Origin of the sequence: Pseudomonas baltica (assembly GCF_031880315.1) — a bacterium.
Taxonomy (GTDB): Bacteria; Pseudomonadota; Gammaproteobacteria; order Pseudomonadales; family Pseudomonadaceae; genus Aquipseudomonas.
In genome coordinates, this window is sequence record NZ_CP134771.1 from 6,252,551 (window position 1) to 6,268,055 (window position 15,505).

General features: G+C 60.0%; 12 protein-coding genes. 6 read left to right on the plus strand and 6 right to left on the minus strand.

All coding sequences use genetic code 11. The features are described from left to right. Nucleotides 1-84: 84 nt before the first annotated feature. The 3 genes from REH34_RS28495 to REH34_RS28505 all read right to left on the minus strand — a co-directional run bounded on the left by REH34_RS28495 (nt 85) and on the right by REH34_RS28505 (nt 3,518). Nucleotides 85-624, minus strand: coding sequence for a polysaccharide biosynthesis/export family protein (locus REH34_RS28495; protein ID WP_311970078.1), 540 nt, complete (start codon nt 622-624; stop codon nt 85-87). A gap of 563 nt (nt 625-1,187) precedes the next feature. Further along, nucleotides 1,188-2,348 carry an outer membrane beta-barrel protein gene (locus tag REH34_RS28500; protein WP_311970079.1) on the minus strand — a complete coding sequence of 387 codons (1,161 nt, stop codon included), beginning with the start codon at nt 2,346-2,348 and terminating at the stop codon, nt 1,188-1,190. A gap of 66 nt (nt 2,349-2,414) precedes the next feature. After that, a complete protein-coding gene (locus REH34_RS28505; RefSeq protein ID WP_311970080.1) occupies nt 2,415-3,518 on the minus strand; it encodes a glycoside hydrolase family 5 protein in 1,104 nt (367 codons plus the stop codon). Nucleotides 3,519-4,188: 670 nt separating this feature from the next. On the opposite strand from REH34_RS28505, the gene REH34_RS28510 reads away from it, so the two are divergent. Next, nucleotides 4,189-4,458, plus strand: coding sequence for a hypothetical protein (locus REH34_RS28510; RefSeq protein ID WP_311970081.1), 270 nt, complete (start codon nt 4,189-4,191; stop codon nt 4,456-4,458). A gap of 71 nt (nt 4,459-4,529) precedes the next feature. Here the strand turns inward: REH34_RS28510 and REH34_RS28515 are convergent, their stop codons facing one another. The 3 genes from REH34_RS28515 to egtB form a co-directional block, all read right to left on the minus strand. Next, a complete protein-coding gene (locus REH34_RS28515; RefSeq protein WP_311970082.1) occupies nt 4,530-5,660 on the minus strand; it encodes a mechanosensitive ion channel family protein in 1,131 nt (376 codons plus the stop codon). 206 nt (nt 5,661-5,866) lie between these two features. Next, nucleotides 5,867-6,091 carry a DUF6555 family protein gene (locus REH34_RS28520; RefSeq protein ID WP_226502419.1) on the minus strand — a complete coding sequence of 75 codons (225 nt, stop codon included), beginning with the start codon at nt 6,089-6,091 and terminating at the stop codon, nt 5,867-5,869. 87 nt (nt 6,092-6,178) lie between these two features. Beyond that, a complete protein-coding gene (egtB, locus tag REH34_RS28525) occupies nt 6,179-8,344 on the minus strand; it encodes an ergothioneine biosynthesis protein EgtB (protein WP_311970083.1) in 2,166 nt (721 codons plus the stop codon). Between the two features lie 329 nt (nt 8,345-8,673). Here egtB and REH34_RS28530 point away from each other — a divergent pair, with 329 nt between their 5' ends. The 5 genes from REH34_RS28530 (at nt 8,674) to REH34_RS28550 (ending at nt 15,502) form a co-directional block, all read left to right on the plus strand. Next, on the plus strand, nt 8,674-9,579 hold the full coding sequence (locus REH34_RS28530) for a DUF72 domain-containing protein (protein ID WP_311970084.1): 906 nt from the start codon (nt 8,674-8,676) through the stop codon (nt 9,577-9,579). 296 nt (nt 9,580-9,875) lie between these two features. Continuing rightward, a complete protein-coding gene (locus tag REH34_RS28535; RefSeq protein ID WP_311970085.1) occupies nt 9,876-10,136 on the plus strand; it encodes a DUF1652 domain-containing protein in 261 nt (86 codons plus the stop codon). Nucleotides 10,137-10,280: 144 nt separating this feature from the next. Then, nucleotides 10,281-10,781 (plus strand): thiol peroxidase, encoded by a 501-nt coding sequence (gene tpx, locus REH34_RS28540; RefSeq protein WP_226502423.1) that lies wholly within the window; start codon nt 10,281-10,283, stop codon nt 10,779-10,781. Between the two features lie 222 nt (nt 10,782-11,003). Continuing rightward, on the plus strand, nt 11,004-12,305 hold the full coding sequence (locus tag REH34_RS28545; RefSeq protein ID WP_311970086.1) for an MdtA/MuxA family multidrug efflux RND transporter periplasmic adaptor subunit: 1,302 nt from the start codon (nt 11,004-11,006) through the stop codon (nt 12,303-12,305). Further along, nucleotides 12,302-15,502 (plus strand): MdtB/MuxB family multidrug efflux RND transporter permease subunit, encoded by a 3,201-nt coding sequence (locus REH34_RS28550; protein ID WP_311970087.1) that lies wholly within the window; start codon nt 12,302-12,304, stop codon nt 15,500-15,502. Before REH34_RS28545 ends, REH34_RS28550 begins: the two co-directional genes overlap by 4 nt. The last annotated feature ends 3 nt before the right edge of the window (nt 15,503-15,505 follow it).

Consider the following 15,505-nt stretch of genomic DNA (forward strand, 5'->3'; position numbering starts at 1 on the left):
CTAACTCTGAGAAAGGTGAATACGCGCGCGCGGGCTGAAGAGCACGCTATCGTCGGGCAGCAATGAAGTGGGCGGCGGGCTTGCTTAAAAGAAGCCTTCAGCAACAGTGATGGTGTCGCCTGGTTTGATCACCGCATCCAGATTGGCTTTTTCCTTGCCTTTTTCCGGACTGGCGTCGCGCACGATGGTGATCTTGTTTTCCGATGCTCGTTCGGTGAATCCACCGGCCAGTGCGACGGCACGGCGCAGCGTCAGACCTGGCTGGAAGGGGTACCCGCCCGGCGTCTTGACCTCGCCGCTGATATAGAACGAGCGGTATTCGAGCACGCTGACGGAGACACGCGGGTTGACCAGGTAATCACCCTTGAGCTTGCTGACCAGCAACTGTTCGATTTCGGCTGCGGTGTGTCCACGCGCCTGAACCTCGCCAATGAAGGGATACGAAAATGTCCCGGCATCGGTCAGGCGCAGTTGTTTAACACTGAGGTCGGGCTCGCCGAAGACATTGACGCTGATGACATCGCCAGAGCCTAACTTGTACTCGGCGTTGCCTTCAGCGCTCGCGTTTTGAGCAAGAAGGAGCAGTGCGGCGACGCAAACACTGTGCAGGGTGCGAATAATCATGGTGAACACTCACTGTTATAGAGAGGCAAGGCATAGGGCGGCGACGGCTTTGTTGAGAAGCGCTACCGCTCCAAGATTTATCGCCAGATCTTGAAAGCTTTATTGCAACTGGCACCGCGCTACATTCGATCCGAGGAAATGTCCGGCGGGTCGAACAGGCGTTGTGACAGGCAGTTGTTGTTTGTTGTGCGACCGCTGTTCTAGGGCAGCGTTTTATGACGAGGGCTTGATTTCATTCGCGTCCGGTTATTGACGCCGGCCTTGGGGGAAGGCAAAAGGCTATCCCCTTTTTCTGAATACTAGGGATGGAGCAAAGGCTTGGCAAGCGGCCACTGTAAAAATTACGAGGAAAAATACAGGTGTGCCGAAAGCTGGATAAAAACCAATTAAATCAAATACTTGTATGTATTTTTATTATGTCGTCATAAACGCCTTGCAGGGGTGTTTGCCGTTTAAATGACGGCAAATGCTTGGCGTTTATGTGAGGTCAATTTACGGCCGGTGTAAAAATGACTTTTATTCGAGTTGCCGGATAAGCCAAATTTCCGGCTGTGCCCTGGTAGTTACAGACTGAACGCGAAGCTCAGCATGTAGATGTTGCGGGTGTAGCTCTGTTCGGCCTCGGTGGAGTCATCCTTGGCATGACGGTAGTTCATCGACACGTCCATCCAGCGACGCATTTTGTATTTGAACCCAACACCATAACTGTTGATTCTGTCGTTACGGGTGATGTCCTGGTATTCCTCTTCCACGCGCTGATAGCTGATCTCGGTACTGAAGCGCGTCGCCCAGTAATGTTCCCAGCCTAGCGAGCCGCTGGTTTGCTTGATCGAGCTGGCGCCGTCGTCGCCTTCGATCAGCGCCTGGCGGGTTTTGATATCGAATGTCGAATAGGTGCGCGGCTTCCATTTGGCGCCCACTTCCCACAACGAGCCTGATGCGCTGTTGATGCCCGAAGTGTCATAGGTTTTGCGCTCGGCACCGATCTTGATGCTGCCGCTGGTCTTGGCCGTGGCTTCCCACTCCGCGCCACCGAGCAGAGCGAGCTTTTCGCTGTTGAGGCGGGTATTGGAAACATAGTCGTAGTCGGTGTAGCGACCCTCGACCAGCGCACGCGTGCGGGGGCTCAAGCGATAATAGAAAGTGCTGACCAGAGCAGTCGTGTCGCGTTCTTTGTCATCGTTGAGGTGCATGCCGTTCTGGAAGCGCAACTGGGCATAGTCGCCGCCCAGTTCAATCTGACCGCGGGCGCTGTTGGCACCGTAGGTATAGGTGCCGCCTGCGTGGCTGACGGTATATTTATCGTTCTCGATCCGCTGATCCATCGTCGCGGTTTCTTCGATTTTCTGGTAGCCGGCGCTGAGCTTCAGGCGATTGCGAGAATCGAAATTGAAGCGTGCATCGGCGTCCAGATAGTGGTCGGTGTTGTTGTCCTTGGTGCTCTCTTCGAAGATGTCGCTGTCGGCTTTATACGCGACACGGTAGGCCATCTTTTCGGTCTCGGCCCCCAAGGCGAAGGTCGGCGAGATACGGGTGATCCAAGAGGATTCGGTGTGAGTGTTGACCTCGCGGAAGTTGTCGTCGTAGCGTTCACTGACTTCGAGTGTCGGTGTGAAGCTGAGTCCTTCGGCGATCTTGATGCTCTGCGGATCAGTTGCCCAGGCATTGGCGCACAGCAGCGCAGACAGTGGAATCAGCGAACGTGCGTTGTTCTTTGCTTTCATTTAAGGCACCGGGAATTATAAAAAACGTGAAAGGCCGGTCCCGAAGAAAGGAGCTGGCCAACTGCATCATGGGCAACTTTGTGTCTGTACGTATTTGCTCAGTACGGTCCATTGCGCTTTGACCACACCGGCTCGCGGCTCGATGGAAAGGGGGTAGTCGCCCCAAAGCGGGCCCGCTGCCCAATACGTCAGCGGCACGCAGTGTTTCTGCAAGTAGGTAAGCAGGCGATCCATTGCCTGTGTCCAGCGTGGATCGTTGCCAGGTATGCCGGACTCGCCGATATGCCCGCGTCGATTGTTGCGTTTGAGCCACTCAACGAACGCCGTAGCGCGCTTGACGCCGATATCGAGGTCGAAGTTGTCGCCGGGGCCGGTTTTGTAAGTGCCGCTGGCATCTGCGTCAAAATAAAGATGCGCGGAAAAAATCAAATTGTTGGACGGGTCGCGAAGCGTCAGTAGCGGGCCATTGACCGTCGCCCAGCGGTCGGCGCTTGACCAGGAGCGCCCCTCGATATAGATCGGCTTGACAGTGTCGAAACGGCGGATGCCGTTGATACCGGCTTGCGCGGCGGCGGGCCAGCCGGCATCGAATGCGTCGTGCGGCTCATTCATGATGTCGTAGCCGTTGAGCCCGGGATTGCCTTTCCAGCGGTCGGCGACACGCCACATGAGGTTCGCGTACTGGCTCAGGGTGACATCGGTGGAGCCGATCAATTTGGTGCGGTAGGTGCCGTAGTTATGGATATCCAGAATGACGGTCATGCCGCGGTCATTGGCCATACTCAGTGTCTTGTCGATCAGTTTGGCGTACACCGAATCCAACGGCTGATTCAACACCGGTTGCAGTCGCTCCCAGAGCACTGGGACGCGCACGACTGTTATGCCGTTGGCTTTCCAGGCATTAAGCGACGTAGTGGTTGGGAACATGTAGTCGTAGTTCGGCCGGCCGGGCAGGGTGCCACCGGCAAACTCTGCGCCTGCGAGATTGACCTGAACCATCGAGACCTGATTTGCCGCCAGTGTATAGGCGCTCGCGGCCATCAACGCTGCAGCCAGTACTGTCGTTCGCACTTTATTCATCGCACTGTCCTTTGCCTGCTTGTCGTTGGAGTCACTTCCTCGCGCGCGCCACTCGCTCTCGCAAGTGGCGCGAGGCAATGACAGGTTCAACGCAAGGTTAGTCGATGCATATCGCTACGCATGGGGGATCAGTGGGGCGAATAAAAAATTCGAACACATCCGAACACGTGCAGCCATGCTACCGCCACAAACTCCCGTTGTTGAGAGTGAGTGCGCAGAGCGGTTCTGGTGGCGTAGGGCGGATCGAAAATTGCTTCAATTGGTGGCGGCGACTTTAACACAAGGCATCGGTAATGTGTCCTGCGCGTGCCATTAAAATGTCGGATTCAGCGGTGCAAGCATTAGGCCACGTCATGGGTGCTACGGCCGGTCGGCTAGTCGAACCTCCTTCTATTTCTAGTAAAGTCTTATAGGTAATTGATTAATATAAAGAAATCTTAAAACACAGAGTGTGACGACCGTTTGGCGCGAGAAATCTAGACAAGTCAATAAAGTGTCATATCTGTGCGCGATGTCTCAAATGAGTGCACTTCGCCAGGCGCTAGCCAGGGGCTGGTACAGCGATACAGAGCTGCACTCTGAGCCAATTTGTCGCACCACGCTCGTCGAAATACCTTGCAACATGTTCGAATCCGAAAATCAAATCAGTTATCATACAACTGCCGCAAAGGCTGATGGCCTTTTCATGGCATTTCTTGCAATCGGTACCTGTGACAATGGCCGTTTGCCACCGTTCAATTTATTGAGGACTAATTTCGCCATGGGGCGCATCGTTCTGTTTTACCTGTTCCAATTCGCCAGACGCGTACTGCAAGGCTTCACCGCACAGCCACGCGACGAGTCCTATAACCGCTATGAGGACAGCGACGGGCGTTTGTCGAAAACCGCCATCGCCATGATCACTGGCCTGGGGCTCTACATTGCCATCGGTCTGGGTTACTACGTGAAAGTGCACTGCTGGGACGAATTGACCGACGCACAGAAAGGCGTGGTCGTACAGGCAATGATCGCCAACGATCAAGCGTTGTAAGGTTCAAGCCGCAAGACGATTCACCCGCTACACCCCGTCCAGCGCGTTCGCGCGGACTCCCACAAAAATAATCACACCGGTGGCTGACGTTCGATCTCATGAGTGATATCAGGCTCTTGCGGGTTCGGCCGCGCCGTTTTTGTCGACATTTCGGCACGAAGCTGCGGCAGGCATTCGGGATATTGATGATTGATGAAGGCGATCAGACGCTCGCGCACGTGACAGCGCGCATCGAAGTTCCTGGAGGAGTCCAGCGAGCTGAGGAGGATGCGTATCTGCATGGTTTTCTCGCTGGTGTCGGTGACCTGCAGTACGAAAACGCGCCCGTCCCACAGATGAGGTATCTCGTCACAGGCGCGCTTGGCTTCTTCACGCAGGGCTTCGAGCGGCATGGAATAGTCGACCCAGAGAAATACCGAGCCAATGATATTGGCGCTGGCGCGCGTCCAGTTCTGGAACGGCTTTTCGATAAAGTAGGTGAGGGGCACCACCAGGCGCCTTTCGTCCCAGATCTTGACCACCACGTAGCTGCCGGTGATTTCTTCGATGCGCCCCCATTCGCCTTCGACGATGACTACGTCATCGAGGCGGATGGGTTGGCTGATGGCGATCTGCAGCCCGGCGATCAGGTTGCCCAACACCGGCTTGGCGGCGAAACCGGCGGCCAGCCCGGCCAGGCCTGCGGAGGCGAGCAGGCTGGTGCCGATCTGCTGCACGGCCGGGAAGCTCATGAGGATCAGGCCACTGCCGAACAGGATGACCAGCACGTTCAGGCAGCGCACCAGCACCCGCACCTGGGTCTGAATGCGCCGGGCGTTGAGGTTGTCCTCGACCTCCAGGGGGTTGCGCAGGGCGATGGTGTGGGCGACCGCGCGTACGAAGCGCAGCGCCAGCCAGATCACTGCGGCAGTGACCAGCAAGCCGTTGACGTGACGCACGCTCTTGATCAGCAGCAGATCGTCGTCGGCGGACGTCCACACCGATTGCAGTGCCAGCAGCGGCATCAGCCACAGAGAAGGTTGCTCGGCGTTGTGCAGCAATTGTTGGGCGAGCAGGAAGGGTTTGGAAAGGCGGCGCAGCACGACCAGGCCGACCCAGCGGATGAGGAGGATGACGATAACGGCAACGAGTGCGGCGGCGAGGGTCGCCAGCCAGGGCATGGGCAGTTTGTCGAGCCAGCGTTCGGGCAGCAAGTGATCCATGCGGGTACAGCTCCGGTGAAAGGGTTCAGTAAGAACCGACCCTGTGTTGGAGCTGGGGTTCCCGAGGGAGCTGTCTATCTCGGGCGATGCAGGCAAATATGGGAGCGGGCACTGGCCGCGAAAGGGCGCTGGCCCGGTCAGGTATCAGGCCGAGGCTATTTCACGGGCAGAGCCCGCTCCCACAGAGTACGGCGTTTGATCGAGAGTCAGGCCTGGCGCCAGTGCACCTCTTCGATACCGAACTTCTCGGCGATCGGCTTGCTGGTCTTCTTGACCTGGTCGCGGCCGAATTTGCCTATTCGGCCCACGCCTGCGTCACAACTCGCCCAATGCCAGGCTTCGGCGTTGTCCATGTTTGCGGCGCGGATCACGAATGATTTCGGCGCCCCGTGGAGGGTGTAGTCGATGACGAAGAGTTTTGCGCTGTTCATGGTGCTGTGAATCCTCCTTGTGATGCAGTACAGAGTGTGACGCGCGTCAAATAATTCCATTTGATTGCTCAGCGGTCTCCTGCCGGCCTAGGCGAGGCAGAACAGCGCCACTTGCGGGTCGTCGCTCAGCCATTGATGGCTGACTTTCCAGCCCGCCTGGGCGGCCAGGGCAGTGAAGGACTGCACCGTGAACTTGTGCGAGTTCTCGGTGTGCAGCGACTCGCCGGCCTTGAAGGCGAAGGCTTGCCCTGCCGCGTGGACGATCTGGTCACGCTGGCTGACCAGGTGCATCTCGATACGCGCCAGCTCGGCATTCCACAGCGCCTTGTGAGCGAAGGTGGCCAGATCGAAGTCGGCGTCCAGCTCGCGGTTCATGCGGGTCAGCAGGTTCTTGTTGAAGCGCGCTGTCACTTGGCCCGCGTCGTCATAGGCGGCTTCGAGGATGGCGCTGTCCTTGACCATGTCGACCCCAATGATGAAGCGCGCGTCGCGACCCAGTAGATGATGGGTCGCGCGCAGGAAGTCCACGGCCTGGGCATGGGTGAAGTTGCCCAGGGTCGAGCCAGGGAAGAAGCCCACTCGAGCCCGGTCGCGAGTCGCCTCTGGCAAGTGCATGACCTTGGTGAAGTCGTCCACCTGAGGGGCAATCTGCAGATTCGGATAGGCGCTGCGCAGTTGCTCGCAAGCCCGCTGCAGCGCGTTGGGGCAGATATCGATCGGCACATAGACGCCCAGCTGCGGGGTGGCATCCAGCAGCAGGCGGGTCTTCTCGCTGGCGCCGCTGCCAAACTCGATCAGCGCGGCGTCATCCGGGATCAACGCGGCCATTTGCGGCGCGACGCGGGTCAACAGCGCCGCCTCGGCACGGGTCGGGTAGTATTCCGGCGCCTCGCAGATGTCCTCGAAGAGTTGCGAGCCGAGGGTGTCGTAGAAGTACTTGGGCGACAGGCTTTTCTGCGGTGCCGACAGCCCGACGATCACATCAGCGGCGAAGGCTTTGCGTTCCTCGTCCTGACCTTCGGTTTCCGGCCCGTTGCACAGGGCAGGGCGGGTATCCCTGGCCAGCCGCACGGCGCTGAACATCCAGCGCTGGTTGGCGGCGAAGAAGTTTCGATAGGCCGGGCGGGCGTGGTCGGGGCTGGTGACGCTGGCGCCACCGCGCAGAACCATCTGGTTGATCATGAACTTGCCGTTGTATTCACCCACAGCGCTGGCCGCAGGGCGAAACCCGGGGTAGGCGCTGTAGGCGCTCTGGGTCCACTGCCAGCCGACATCGTCAAGTTGTTCCAATAGCCCGGCGTGGGCGGCGACTTCCCATTCGGCTTCAGTGGGCAGGCGTGCCTCGGCCCAGTGGGCATAGGCGGCGGCCTCGAAATAGCTGACATGGGTCACCGGTGCATTCGGGTCCAGCGGGTGCAAGCCACGCAAGCTGAACTCGTACCAAGCGTCGTCTTGCCGATACCAATAGAAGGGCGCCTGCCAATCCTCGGCCTGGACCGTCGTCCACCCCTCTGAGAGCCACCACCCGGCTTGCTGGTAGCCGCCGGCTTCGATAAACGCCAGCCATTGACCGTTGGTGACCAGCCGATCACTGATCTCGAACGGTTCCAGCCAGACCTTGTGTCGCGGGCTTTCGTTGTCGAACGAGAAGCCTTCGCCTTGATGACCTATAGCCTGCAAGCCGCCGTCCAGCGCGCGCCATTTACCCTTGCGTCCAGGTTTGTCGCGCGGCCATAGGGAGTCGTAGGCAGGCTTGAGCGACGACAGGCTGAACAGATGAAGGGTGTCCATCAGCAGCAACTCTTGATGCTGCTGTTCATGTGCCAGGCCCAGGTCGAACAGTTCGTGGGCTTCCTTATTGAGCGTGGTTTGCAGCAAGTCCTGCATGTGCAGGTCGACGTAGGTTCGATAGGCCAGCACCTGGTCGAGCGTCGGCCGCGTCATCATGCCCCGCTGCGGGCGCGGCTGGCGGGGGCCAACGGCCTCGTAGTAGGAGTTGAACAGGTAGGCGAAGTGCGCATCGAACGGGCGATAGTCGGCGAGGTTGGGCTGCAGCAGGAAGGTTTCGAAAAACCAGGTGGTGTGCGCCAGGTGCCATTTGCCGGGGCTGGCGTCGGGCATGGATTGCACGACCAGGTCCTCAGCGCTCAGCGGCGCGATCAACTGTTCGGTGTAGCGGCGCACGCTCTGATAACGCTGAGCGGCATCGTTGTGGGCGGGCAGGGATTTTACGCTGTGGGCGGTCTGGTTCATCTATAGCGGCTCCAACGGCTCCGTCGCGGGCGACGATGGGGGACGGCAGGGGACTGCTGCCCAGTACGCACATGGCTGACTGCGGAGCGTGACCGGCCGCCAGGAGCGCAAGCGTTGGCATCACACCGCGCGCAGGCGAATCCGGGCACCGTTGCGCTCGCCTGCACGCTCAGGTTATTAATCTGAAAGATGTGACTGAGGGGAGCGCCGGGGGTTCGCATTATTTTGCGTGTAAGCACTTCAGTTCGGTCGAGTGGTCGTCAGGATGGGAGTGAACCGGGTGCCTTTCAGCTGGGTCGGACCTTCAGTATCCCCGAGTGGAGAGGCGTATGACCGGCGTGCATATTGGTATATCAGGGTGGCGCTATGCGCCGTGGCGCAAGGATTTCTATCCCGAAGGCCTAGCGCAGAAGAACGAACTGCATTTCGCCTCACGAGCGGTCAGTAGTATCGAAATCAACGGTTCGTTCTATGCCCTGCAGACCCCTGAGCGTTATGCGCAGTGGTACAGCGATGCGCCCGAGCGCTTCGTCTTCAGCGTCAAGGGCCCGCGTTACATTACCCATACGCGGCGGCTGCGCGAGATTGAAGTGCCTTTGGCGAATTTTTTCGCCTCCGGGGTGTTTCAACTCAAGGAAAAACTCGGGCCGCTGCTGTGGCAGTTTGCGCCAAACTTCAAATTCGATGCCGAGCGCTTCGAGCATTTCCTGCAATTGCTGCCGCAGACCATGGCGCAAGCGCGCCGGTGTGCCGAGGGCTGTGACGAGCGGTTGCGCAAGCCGGGTTACCTGGATATGCCCAAGCGCGGCAAGTTGCGCCATGCAGTGGAGATTCGCCACGCCAGCTTTGCGGTGCCCGAGTTCATTGCCTTGCTGCGCAAGTACAAGGTTGCGCTGGTGGTGGCTGACACGGCAGGCAAGTGGCCCTACGCCGAGGACTTGACCGCGGAGTTCATCTATATACGCCTGCACGGCGACGCTGAGTTGTACAAGAGCGGCTATTCGGCCGAGGCGCTCGAGCACTGGCGCCGGCGCATCGAACGCTGGGCGGCGGGGCAGCGGGTCGACGATGCAGTGACTATCGATTCGACCAAGGCGAAAAAGCGAACGGCACGCGAGGTATTCTGCTATTTCGATGACGATGTCAAGGTACGGGCGCCCTACGATGCGCGCGCTTTGATCGACCTGCTGGATCTCGGTGCAACGCTGCAGGCGCGCCCTGGCGAACCTTTGTAGCGAGGCGCTTGCCCCGAACATTCGTATCGCGACAGGCCGGACTGCTTTCTGGGATTACGCCTCCCGGCTGTCGCGTGGGTAGTAAAACCAGATAAATGGTCGATTTGGTTTATCGGATGGCTGAATCGATTTTTGGCGGGATTTGGTTGCCAGGTTTGTTGATCTGGATCATCAGGCGTGGGATTACGAGTGCAGGTTGTCCGCAGGCTTTTGCGGTCCATGGCTGACAGGTATATACCAGAAGACTACTGCAGGCCCTGCCTGCCGCGTCGAATCACTGTCTGAGGATCGCCATCATGCAAGCATTAGGTTTATGCCCGCTGGAAATGCGTCAGATCATCGAGTCGGAGTTTCTGCCCCTCCGGTGCGAATGCCTGGAAGAAGAGGGCAATACGTTGATGATTCGTATCCACAACCCCGATACCGGGCAAGTCGATTTGAGCGTCAGCGGCATCGCCCATGAGCGATTCAGCAGCAGTCGCGCGATTCTTCAGCTGGTTGGGGAGCTGCGTGACGAGTTGCGCCACAAGCAGATGCCTCACGCGAAGGCCAGTTGATCGCCTCGCCCTCGTCTGCACATCCACCCTCGCAGGCGCCGCTTCCAAGCGCCTGCGCTGCATGCCTCAAACCGCAGCGTCTTTCTTGGTCAAAGGAATCGTGGTTAACTTTGCCTCTTCCCAAAAACCAGAAGGAATCAGTTCATGGCTCAAGTGACGCTTGGTGGCAACCCGATCACCGTTAATGGTCAACTGCCGCAAGCTGGTGCTGCTGCGCCGGCGTTCACGCTGGTAGCGGGCGATCTGTCCGAAGCGACGCTGGCGACCTTCGCTGGCAAACGCAAAATCGTCAACATCTTCCCGAGCGTGGACACGCCAACCTGCGCGACCTCGGTGCGCAAGTTCAACGCGCAGGCCAACGAGCTGGCCAACACTGTGGTGCTCTGCGTGTCTGCCGATCTGCCATTCGCGCAAGCGCGTTTCTGCGGCGCCGAAGGCCTGGAAAACGTCAAGAATCTTTCGACCTTCCGCGCGGCGGAATTCGCCAGCAACTATGGCGTCGCCATCGCCGACGGTCCGCTCAAGGGCCTGACTGCCCGCGCCGTGGTGGTGCTGGACGAGAACGACAAGGTCCTGCACAGCGAGCTGGTCAAGGAAATCAAAGAAGAGCCTGATTACGAAGCGGCGCTGGCCGTTCTCAAGTAATCCGAGCACCTGAACAGCAACGGCCTGGCGTTTTCGTCAGGCCGTTTTTATTAGTGCGCACGGCCTGGGGCCGTAATGGCATAGTACTGGCGGGGGAAATCAACCCCCTGACATTTCAGGATACGTAAATTGCCCGTAAAGGCGCTTTGCTAAATACGTATCAATGCTTATCTTGCATCCCTCTGAATGTAAAAGCCTTCTTGAACAAGGGTCGTCCACCCCATGCAATCGTCTGATTCGCGCCGTTTTTCCCTTCGCTGGCTGTTGTTCGTCGTGTTGTTGATCGTGTTGGCAGGCGCGGCTTGGTGGTATTGGGCCCATCGCGCTGAAACAGGCCAGGCCGCCGCAGGCCCCGGCGCTACGGCGGGCAGCCATGGTGGACACGCCGGCCGTCGTGCTGGCGGCCCTGGCCGGCCTGGCTTCGGTGGTTCCGAGGAGCCCACGCCGGTGCGCGTGGCGGCGGTCACTCAAGGTGATTTTCCGGTGTACTACAAGGCACTGGGCACGGTGACATCGACCAATACCGTGAGCGTGCGCAGCCGCGTCGCCGGGGAACTGGTCAAGGTCAATTATCAGGAAGGCCAGGTGGTCAAGGCCGGCGACCTGTTGGCACAGATCGACCCACGCAGCTACCAGATCGCCCTGCAACAGGCGCAAGGTACCCTGGCGCAGAATCAGGCATTGCTCAAGAACGCGCAGATCGACCTGCAGCGCTACCAGGGGCTGTTCAAGGAGGACAGCATCGCCAAACAGACACTCGACACTCAGGCGTCTCTGGTGGGGCAGTACCAAGGCACCATCAAGACCAACGAGGCAGCGGTCAACGATGCCAAGTTGAACCTCGATTTCACCCAGATTCGTTCGCCGATCAGCGGCCGCGTCGGTTTGCGCCAGCTGGACGTCGGCAACCTGGTGGCGGCCAATGACACCACCGCGCTGGCGGTCATCACCCAGATGCAGCCCATCACCGTGGTCTTCACCCTGCCGGAAGCCGAGCTCAACCCGGTGCTGGAGCGTTACCATAGTGGCGCTACGCTGCCGGCCGAGGCCTGGGATCGCGGTGACGCCAAACTGCAGGTCAGTGGCGTACTGGCAAGCCTCGACAACCAGATCGATATCACCACCGGCACCCTGAAGTTCAAGGCCCGCTTCGAGAACCGCGACGAGGCGCTGTTTCCCAATCAATTCGTCAATATCCGGCTGCTGGCCAACACCCTCAAAAACGTAGTGCTGGCCCCGAGTGCGGCGATTCAGTTCGGCACCGACGGCAGCTACGTCTATGTGGTCGGCGACGACAAGAAGGTCAGCCTGCGCCAGCTCAAGCTTGGTGCCAGCGACGGCTCTTCGACAGTCATCCTGAACGGCCTCAAGGCCGGTGAGCGGGTGGTGCTCGAAGGCACCGATCGCCTGCGCGACGGCAATGCCGTGGAGGTGGTCAACGATCCTGGCCAGGTGCCTACCGAACCGCGTCAGCACCTGCAGGGCAAGGACCAGAACGCCGGCGAAGGCAAGCACGGCGCATGAACCTCTCCCGCCTGTTCATCCTGCGCCCGGTCGCCACCACGCTGAGCATGCTGGCGATCATCCTCGCCGGTGCCTTGGCCTATCGGCTGCTGCCGGTCGCAGCGCTGCCGCAGGTGGATTACCCGACCATTCGGGTGATGACCCTCTACCCGGGCGCCAGCCCCCATGTGATGACCAGTGCGGTGACGGCGCCGCTCGAACGCCAGTTCGGGCAGATGCCCGGGCTGCAGCAGATGGCCTCGACCAGCTCCGGCGGGGCATCGGTGCTGACCCTGCGTTTCAGCCTCGATATCAATATGGACGTTGCCGAGCAGGAGGTGCAGGCCGCGATCAACGCCGCCACCAACCTCCTGCCCAGCGACCTGCCTGCGCCACCGGTTTACAACAAGGTCAATCCCGCCGACACCCCGGTGCTGACGGTGGCGGTCAGTTCGAAAACCATGCCGCTGCCCAAGCTTAACGATCTGGTCGACACCCGCATGGCGCAGAAGCTGGCGCAGGTATCAGGGGTCGGCATGGTGACCATCGCCGGCGGTCAGCGTCAGGCGGTACGGATCAAGGTCAACACCCAGGCGCTGGCGTCCCACGGCCTCAATCTCGAAGATGTGCGCACGCTGATCGGCGCTTCCAACGTCAATCAGCCTAAAGGCAATTTCGACGGCCCTACGCGGGTGGCAATGCTCGATGCCAACGACCAGCTGCGCTCGCCCGAAGAGTACGCCAACCTCATTCTTGCCTACAGCAATGGCTCGCCGCTACGGCTCAAGGACGTCGCCGAGATCGCCGATGGCGCCGAAAACGAACGGCTGGCGGCCTGGGCCAACAAAAACCAGGCAGTGCTGCTCAATATCCAGCGCCAGCCCGGCGCCAACGTCATCGAGGTGGTCGACCGTATCAAGGCGGTCCTGCCGTCGATCACCGACAACCTGCCAGCCGGCTTCGACGTCACGGTACTGACCGATCGCACCCAGACGATCCGCGCCTCGGTCAAGGATGTGCAGCTCGAGCTGTTCATCGCCATCGCCCTGGTGGTGATGGTCACGTTCGTCTTCCTGCGCCGCGCCAGCGCCACACTGATCCCCTCGGTGGCGGTGCCGCTGTCGCTGATCGGCACCTTCGGGGTGATGTACGTGGCGGGTTTCTCCATCAACAACCTGACGCTCATGGCCATGACCATCGCCACCGGTTTTGTGGTGGACGACGCCATCGTCATGCTGGAGAACATTTCCCGGCACATCGAGGAGGGCGAAACGCCCCTGCAGGCGGCGCTCAAGGGCGCTCGGCAGATCGGCTTCACCCTGGTGTCGCTGACGGTGTCGCTGATTGCCGTGCTGATTCCGCTGCTGTTCATGGCCGATGTGGTGGGGCGCCTGTTTCGCGAGTTCGCCATCACGCTGGCGGTCGCGATCCTGATCTCGCTGGTGGTGTCGTTGACCCTGACGCCGATGATGTGCGCGCGGTTGCTCAAGCGTGAACCGCAACCCCACGAGCAGGGGCGTTTCTATCGGGCCAGCGGGCTGTGGATCGACTGGCTGATCGAGCGTTACAGCCACGGCCTGCGCTGGGTGCTGCGCCATCAACCGCTGACCTTGCTGGTAGCGGTCGCTACCCTGGGCCTGACCGTGGTGCTTTATATCGTGGTACCCAAGGGCTTCTTTCCGGTGCAGGACACCGGGGTGATCCAGGGGATTTCCGAAGCGCCCCAGGCGATTTCCTTCAAGGCCATGAGCCAGCGCCAGCAGGCGTTGGCGGACGTCATCCTGCAAGACCCGGACGTCGACAGCCTGTCGTCCTATATCGGTGTCGACGGCGACAATGCCACGCTCAACAGCGGGCGCTTCCTGATCAATCTCAAGCCCCACGACCAGCGCAGCCTGACCGCCAGCCAGATCATCACGCGCCTGCAGCCCAAGGTAGACACCCAGGTCGGGGTGCGTCTGTTCATGCAGCCGGTGCAAGACCTGACCATCGAGGATCGAGTCAGCCGCACGCAGTACCAGTTCAGCCTGTCGTCACCCGACGCGGATATGCTCGCCACCTGGAGTGACCGCCTGGTGCAGGCGCTCAAGCAGCATCCGCAACTCACCGATGTGGCCAGCGACCTGCAGGACAAAGGCCTGCAGGTCTATCTGAACATTGACCGGGACACCGCCAAGCGCCTGGGCGTCAACGTGTCCGATATCACCAACGCCCTGTACGACGCTTTCGGCCAGCGACAGATATCGACCATCTATACCCAGGCCAGCCAGTACCGTGTGGTGCTGCAGGCCGCCGACGGCGGGATGATCGGCCCGCAGGCGCTGGAGCAGATTTACGTCAAGACCAGCAACGGCGCGGCAACCTCGACCAGCAATACCGCCACCGGCACCAACTCTGGCACCAACACCGAGGCCACCGGTGGGCAGGTGCGGCTGTCGAGCCTGGCCCACATCGAGCAACGGCAGACGCAACTGGCGATCACCCACATCGGCCAGTTCCCGGCGGTGATGATGTCGTTCAATCTGGCCGAAGGTGTATCACTGGGCGAAGCAGTGGCGTTGATTGAGCAGGTACAACACGAGATCGACATGCCGCTGGGCGTGCGCACCGAATTCCAGGGCGCGGCGCAGGCGTTCCAGGCGTCGCTGTCGAGCACCTTGTGGTTGATTCTCGCGGCTATCGTGACCATGTACATCGTCCTCGGTGTGCTCTACGAGAGCTTCATCCACCCGATCACCATCCTCTCCACGCTGCCGTCCGCCGCGGTCGGCGCCTTGCTGGCCCTGATCCTGACCGGCAATGATCTGGGGATGATCGCGATCATCGGTATCATTCTGCTGATCGGGATCGTCAAGAAAAACGCGATCATGATGATCGACTTCGCCCTGGACGCTGAGCGCAGCCGCGGCATCGATCCGCAGACGGCGATATTCGAGGCAGCGCTGCTGCGCTTCAGGCCGATTCTGATGACGACGCTGGCGGCGCTGTTCGGGGCCATCCCGCTGATGCTGGCGACGGGTTCCGGTGCCGAGTTGCGGCAGCCGCTGGGGCTGGTGATGGTCGGTGGGCTGTTGGTGAGCCAGCTGCTGACCTTGTTCACCACGCCGGTGATCTACCTGTATTTCGATCGCCTGGGTCGTCGCTGGCGGCCAAAGGCGCGACCTGCCGCTCCAGGTGTCGATGACAGTGCCCATGTCGTCAGGCCGAGCCATGAGTGACGC

Excerpts from the sequence above, each read along its gene's own strand:
- REH34_RS28495 (WP_311970078.1), bottom strand. The coding sequence starts at position 624 with ATGATTATTCGCACCCTGCACAGTGTTTGCGTCGCCGCACTGCTCCTT.
- REH34_RS28500 (WP_311970079.1), bottom strand. The coding sequence starts at position 2,348 with ATGAAAGCAAAGAACAACGCACGTTCGCTGATTCCACTGTCTGCGCTG.
- REH34_RS28510 (WP_311970081.1), top strand. The coding sequence starts at position 4,189 with ATGGGGCGCATCGTTCTGTTTTACCTGTTCCAATTCGCCAGACGCGTA.
- REH34_RS28515 (WP_311970082.1), bottom strand. The coding sequence starts at position 5,660 with ATGGATCACTTGCTGCCCGAACGCTGGCTCGACAAACTGCCCATGCCC.
- REH34_RS28520 (WP_226502419.1), bottom strand. The coding sequence starts at position 6,091 with ATGAACAGCGCAAAACTCTTCGTCATCGACTACACCCTCCACGGGGCG.
- egtB (WP_311970083.1), bottom strand. The coding sequence starts at position 8,344 with ATGAACCAGACCGCCCACAGCGTAAAATCCCTGCCCGCCCACAACGAT.
- REH34_RS28530 (WP_311970084.1), top strand. The coding sequence starts at position 8,674 with ATGACCGGCGTGCATATTGGTATATCAGGGTGGCGCTATGCGCCGTGG.
- REH34_RS28535 (WP_311970085.1), top strand. The coding sequence starts at position 9,876 with ATGCAAGCATTAGGTTTATGCCCGCTGGAAATGCGTCAGATCATCGAG.
- tpx (WP_226502423.1), top strand. The coding sequence starts at position 10,281 with ATGGCTCAAGTGACGCTTGGTGGCAACCCGATCACCGTTAATGGTCAA.
- REH34_RS28545 (WP_311970086.1), top strand. The coding sequence starts at position 11,004 with ATGCAATCGTCTGATTCGCGCCGTTTTTCCCTTCGCTGGCTGTTGTTC.
- REH34_RS28550 (WP_311970087.1), top strand. The coding sequence starts at position 12,302 with ATGAACCTCTCCCGCCTGTTCATCCTGCGCCCGGTCGCCACCACGCTG.